The 5,037-nt window shown below is 72.2% G+C and carries 5 protein-coding genes; 3 read left to right on the forward strand and 2 right to left on the reverse strand.

All coding sequences use genetic code 11. The features are described from left to right. The coding region (locus P3L51_RS34935; RefSeq protein ID WP_354609388.1) for an MFS transporter at positions 1-1,180 on the forward strand (1,180 nt) is incomplete at its 5' end. Here P3L51_RS34935 and P3L51_RS34940 read toward each other — a convergent pair. Together P3L51_RS34940 and P3L51_RS34945 are read right to left on the reverse strand one after the other, a co-directional pair. After that, entirely contained in the window at positions 1,166-2,350 is a 1,185-nt protein-coding gene (locus tag P3L51_RS34940; protein WP_354609389.1) for a hypothetical protein, read from the reverse strand. The two genes, P3L51_RS34935 and P3L51_RS34940, sit on opposite strands and share 15 nt — an antisense overlap. After that, complete coding sequence (locus tag P3L51_RS34945) at positions 2,347-3,306, reverse strand: 5-dehydro-4-deoxyglucarate dehydratase (protein ID WP_354609390.1); 960 nt, start codon at positions 3,304-3,306, stop codon at positions 2,347-2,349. Before P3L51_RS34945 ends, P3L51_RS34940 begins: the two co-directional genes overlap by 4 nt. Positions 3,307-3,568: 262 nt before the next feature. On the opposite strand from P3L51_RS34945, the gene P3L51_RS34950 reads away from it, so the two are divergent. Next, the gene (locus P3L51_RS34950) at positions 3,569-4,393 is read left to right on the forward strand and encodes an NAD-dependent epimerase/dehydratase family protein (RefSeq protein ID WP_354609391.1); all 825 of its coding nucleotides are present in this window, start codon (positions 3,569-3,571) and stop codon (positions 4,391-4,393) included. Between the two features lie 97 nt (positions 4,394-4,490). Further along, a partial coding sequence (locus P3L51_RS34955) for a TerD family protein (RefSeq protein ID WP_354609392.1) occupies positions 4,491-5,037 on the forward strand: 547 nt, incomplete at its 3' end.

The raw sequence follows: 5,037 nt of genomic DNA on the forward strand, positions 1-5,037 counted from the left end.
CCGTAACGCGGGGCTGTATCTGTCCGGCGTCGTCGTGTCGGGTTTCGGTACGTCGGCGATGTGGCTGGTCGGCGGTATCTGGGTCAAGTCGCTGACCGGGTCGGACAGTCTGGCGGCCCTGACCGTCTTCATGATGTGGGCGCCGACACTGGTCGGGCCGCTGCTGGGGGCCGTCGCCGACCGGTGGCGGCGCAGACCGCTGCTGGTGTTCTGCAATCTCGCCATGGCCGCGCTGCTGCCCCTGCTCCTCGTGGTGGACTCGGAGCGCCGGATCTGGATCCTCTTCGCCGTGCTGTTCGTGTACGGCGTCAGCGGCGTCGTGCAGGACGCCGCCGAGGCCGCCCTGGTGGCCACGGCGATCGACAAGCGGCTGCTCGGTGACTTCAACGGGCTCCGGATGACGGCCAACGAGGGCATGAAGCTCCTCGCGCCGCTCGCGGGCGCCGGACTGTACGCGGCGTACGGCGGCGGCACGGTCGCCCTGCTCGACGCCGCGACGTTCGCGCTGGCCGCCGGCCTCTTCGCGCTGATGCGGGTGCGGGAGGAGAAGCCGGTGCCGGACCGTACGGGCAGCTGGCTGTCCCGGACGGCGGAGGGCGCGCGCGTGCTGCGGCACTCGCCGGTCCTGCGTCCGCTCGTCCTGGCGGGGTCCCTCACCATGCTGCTCGCGGGGCTCAACGGCGCCGCGATCTACGCGGTGGTCGACAAGGGCCTCGGGCACGCTCCCACGTACGTGGGTCTGCTCTACGCCCTCCAGGGCGTCGGCTCGGTCGCTGTCGGGATGCTGGCGGGCCCGCTGATGCGCAGGATGCCGGAGCGGGTCTTCGCCGCCGGTGGGATAGCGCTCTTCGCCGCCGCCGTGGGGCTGCGGGCGCTGCCGTACGACGCCGTGGTGCTGGCGAGCGCGGTGGCGGTCGGGATCGGACTCCCGTGCGTGCTGATCGTCGCGCTGACGGCGGTGCAGCGCGAGACCCCGGACGCCGTGCTCGGGCGGACCGCCGCCACCGCCAACACCCTCATCTACGTACCGAACGCGATGGCCCTCGCGCTCGGCGCCGGACTGATCGCGTTCGTCGACATCACGGTGCTGCTGCCGGTCGCCGGGGTGCTCGGTCTGCTGACGGCGGCCGGCCTCGCCTTCTACGGAGGGCTGCCCCGGGTCCGGTCAGCCGAGGCGTGAGAGCCCGGCGGCGACGGCGGCCAGATCCGCGTCCGACGCCAGACCCGCGTGGTACAGCCGCAGTTCGGTCGCGCCGAGCGAGCGCGCGTGCGCCGCGTCGTCGGCGAGGGTGTCCGGGCTGCCGCCCATCCCCCGCACGACGGTGAAGTTGGCCGCCAGCACGGTCGATTCGCGGCGGTGGGCGGCGAAGGGTGTCAGCATCGCCTCCGCCGCGCCGCCGGTGCAGGGCAGGACGACCCCGTCGGCGGTGTCCAGGATGTGCGCGGGGTCGACTCCGGCGTTGGCCCCGGTGCGGTGGGGGTGGGGGTCGGCGTGGAGCAGCACCTGGAAGCCGGGGCCCGCCTGCGCGCGTACGGCGGCGACGGTGGCCTCCTGGAGCGTACGGGCCGTCCGGACGCGCCAGTTGAGGGTGGCTGCCGTCAGGTCGGCGCCCAGGAGCTTCTCGACGGCGGGCCGGCCCGAGGGGGTGCCGGGACTCTCCGCGCCCCTCCAGACGGGCTCCAGGGCGCGCCTGACGGCGGAGTTCAGCTCGTCGGCGTCCAGGCCCAGCGAGAGGTATCCGGCGCGGCAGACGGAGCAGAAGCAGAGCGACATCAGGTACTGCGCGGCCTCGCCGAGCGGGACGCCGCCGGTCTTGTCGTGGGCGTGCAGGTGCGCGAGCCCGTACCAGCCGAGGGATTCCAGTTCGGTGCCGGCCGCGCCGGGCCGTACGGCGGCTTCCGCGGCGAGCGACGCGACATACGTACGGACGGCGGGGCGGGCGACGCACGGGGCCCACGGGTAGCGGTCGCCGTAGGCGTTCACCACGGAGGTGCCGGGATGCTCGGCGCCCAGCCGGGAGTTGTGCGCGAGGACGACCCAGGTGTGCACGTCGAGTCCGGCGTCGGCGAGCGCGGCGGCGGCCTCACCGTAGGCGTCCGTGGGCGCCCAGTCGCCGGCGGCGTACGGGCGCAGCTCGGCGTCCGCCCAGCGGGCCTCGTCCATCGGGTAGAGCACGGCGGCGTGTTCGGCCGTGACGACGCGGTGGCGGGGGTGGCGCGGGGTCAGGGCACGCGTGGAGTGATAGGCGGAGGCGAGGGTGACCTGCCGGACGCCGAGGTCCGCGACGCGGGCGGGCGCGTCGGGGTCGCCGACCACGTCCCAGGGGTAGAGGAAGGCGGAGGTCTTCACGCGCCCGCCTCCGGCTCTCCGTCGCCGAGCAGCGTGTGGCCGCGTTCGATGATCTCGGTGAGTTCCTTGATGTGCGCGGGCCGCGGTTCGCTCAGGGGGGTGCGTACCTCGCCGACGTCGTAACCGCGCAGTCTGACGCCCGCCTTGACGAGCGAGACGGCGTATCCGCGTCCTTTGGAGCGCAGTTCGACCAGCGGCCGGTAGAAGCCGTCGACGAGCCTGTTCACGGTTGTGTCGTCGCCGGAGCCGAGGGCGCGGTGGAAGGCGAGGGCGATCTCGGGCGCGAAGGCGAAGACGGCGGAGGAGTAGAGGGTGATGCCGATGCCGCGGTAGGCGAGACCGGTGAGTTCGGCGGTGGGCAGGCCGTTGAAGTAGAGGAAGTCGCGGCCGGGCTCCTCGGTGCGTACGGCGCTGAGGATGCGCTGCATCAGGTCGAGGTCGCCGTGGCCGTCCTTGAGGCCGATGATGCCGTCCACCTTGGCGAGTTCGACGACGGTCTCCGGGGTGAAGAGGGCGTTGTCGCGCTGGTAGACGATGATCTCCAGGCCGGTGGCGGCGGCCAGCGCCGAGTAGTGGCGCAGCAGGCCCTCCTGGTCGGCGACGACCAGGTAGGGCGGCATGGCGAGCAGTCCGTCGGCGCCGGCGGCCTCGGCGATCTCCGCGTATCGGACGGCGATTGCCGTACCGTAACCGGCGGCCGCCACGACCGGGACCGCTCCCGCGGTCTCCTCGACGGCGGCCCGCACGCACTGCCCGAACTCCTCGGGGGTGAGCGCGTGGAACTCCCCCGTGCCGCAGCAGGCGAAGACGGCGGCGGCTCCCGCGTCGACGCCGCTTCTGACGTGCGCGCGGAACGCGTCGAGGTCGAGGGAGCCGTCCGGACCGTAGGCGGTGACGGGGAAGAACAGCGGCCCGGCGACTCGGGTGAGGCGGGCGGCGAGCGGGGCTGAGGTCACTGGCGCTCCCTGGGCCGTGCGGCGAGCACTCACGCTCGTGCACAATTCTGATCGGCGTCCATATTTCTGAACAGCGCCACGCTAGGGCAGCCGTGCGGCGCCGGTCAAGACGGAAAACCGCAACCCAGGAGCGGATCGGCCACCCGCGGGCGACACTTGACGGTGGTGGCGACGCTCCTTAGCGTGTCCACGCATGTGAATCCTGTCCACGGATCTGAGCCACTTCGGGTCCGTCCGAGTCCGTCCGAGGAGATCTACGCCCATGCCCCAACCGCGAACCGTCCTGCTCACCGGCGCAGCGGGCGGCCTCGGCACCCTGATGCGGGGCCTGCTGCCCGCGTACGGGTACGAGCTCCGGCTCTTCGACGCCACACCCATAGAAGGCGAGCCGGACGCGATCACGGCCGACCTCGGCGACAAGCACGCGCTCCGTGAGGCCGTCCAGGGTGTCGACGCGATCATCCATCTCGCCGGCATCTCCTTGGAGGCGTCGTTCGACAAGATCCTGCGGGCCAACATCGAGGGGACGTACAACCTCTACGAGGCGGCACGCGAGGAGGGCAACCCGCGGGTCGTCTTCGCGTCCAGCAACCACGCCGTCGGGTTCACACCCCGGCCGGACGGCACCTATCCGCTCGACTCGCAGGCGCTGATCCCGATCGGCACCCCGCGCCGCCCCGACACGTTCTACGGCCTCTCCAAGTGCTTCGGCGAGGATCTGGCGCAGCTCTACTGGGACACGCACGGGCTGGAGACCGTCTCCGTACGGATCGGGTCCTGCTTCATGGAGCCGACCTCCGTACGGATGCTGTCGGTCTGGATGAGCCCCGGCGACGGCGCGCGGCTCTTCCACGCCGCGCTCACGGCCGAGGACGTCCAGCACTCCGTCGTCTACGGCTCGTCCGCCAACACCCGCCTGTGGTGGGACCTTTCGACGGCGCGGGCGCTCGGGTACGAGCCCCAGGACGACTCCGAGCAGTACGCGGACAGGCTCGTCGCCGAGCAGGGCGAACTGGACCCGGAGAACCCCGACCACGCCAACCTGGGCGGCCACTTCTGCACGCATCCGCCGCAGTGGCCGTACTGATCCGGCCCGTTGCGCGGGGCGCCGTCCGGCTCACCCGTCCGGGCGAGGGTCGGGAGGGTAAGGGAACGGCAAAGAGGGGTCGTTCGTTACGTCTGGCATGACAGCTATGACCCCCGGCTCGAACATTCCCCTCTCCGTCGCCCGCGTGGCGGTGGACGTCGCCGCCCCGGTGCGGCTCGACGTATCGGGCCTGCTGCTCACCGCCGACGGCAAGGTGCGCTCCGACGACGACTTCATCTTCTACAACCAGCCGAACGGCCCCGGTGTGACCTACCGGTCCGGCGGCGGTACGGCTCCGGACGCGATCGTGGTGGACACGTCCGCCGTCCCCGCCGGAATCGAGAAGATCGTCGTCACGGCCAGCCCCGACGCCGCGGGCCAGAGCTTCCAGGGCATCGAGCCCACAGCGACCATCCGCAACGCCGACGACGGCAGCGCGCTCGCCACCTTCACCCCGCCGAATCTGGGTTCGGAGACCGCCCTGGTGGTCGTGGAGGTCTATCTGCGCAACGGCGCCTGGAAGGTCCGCGCGGTCGGCCAGGGATACTCGAACGGGCTGTCGGGCATCGCCACCGACTTCGGCGTCTCCGTCGAGGAGCCCGCGGCGCCCGCCGCGGCCACCCCCCAGGCACCGCAGGCCCCCG

Origin of the sequence: Streptomyces panacea (assembly GCF_040560175.1) — a bacterium.
Taxonomy (GTDB): domain Bacteria; phylum Actinomycetota; class Actinomycetes; order Streptomycetales; family Streptomycetaceae; genus Streptomyces; species Streptomyces panacea.

Bases quoted from the DNA above. Each gene is read 5' to 3' on its own strand.
- P3L51_RS34950 (WP_354609391.1), top strand. From the start codon at position 3,569: ATGCCCCAACCGCGAACCGTCCTGCTCACCGGCGCAGCGGGCGGCCTC.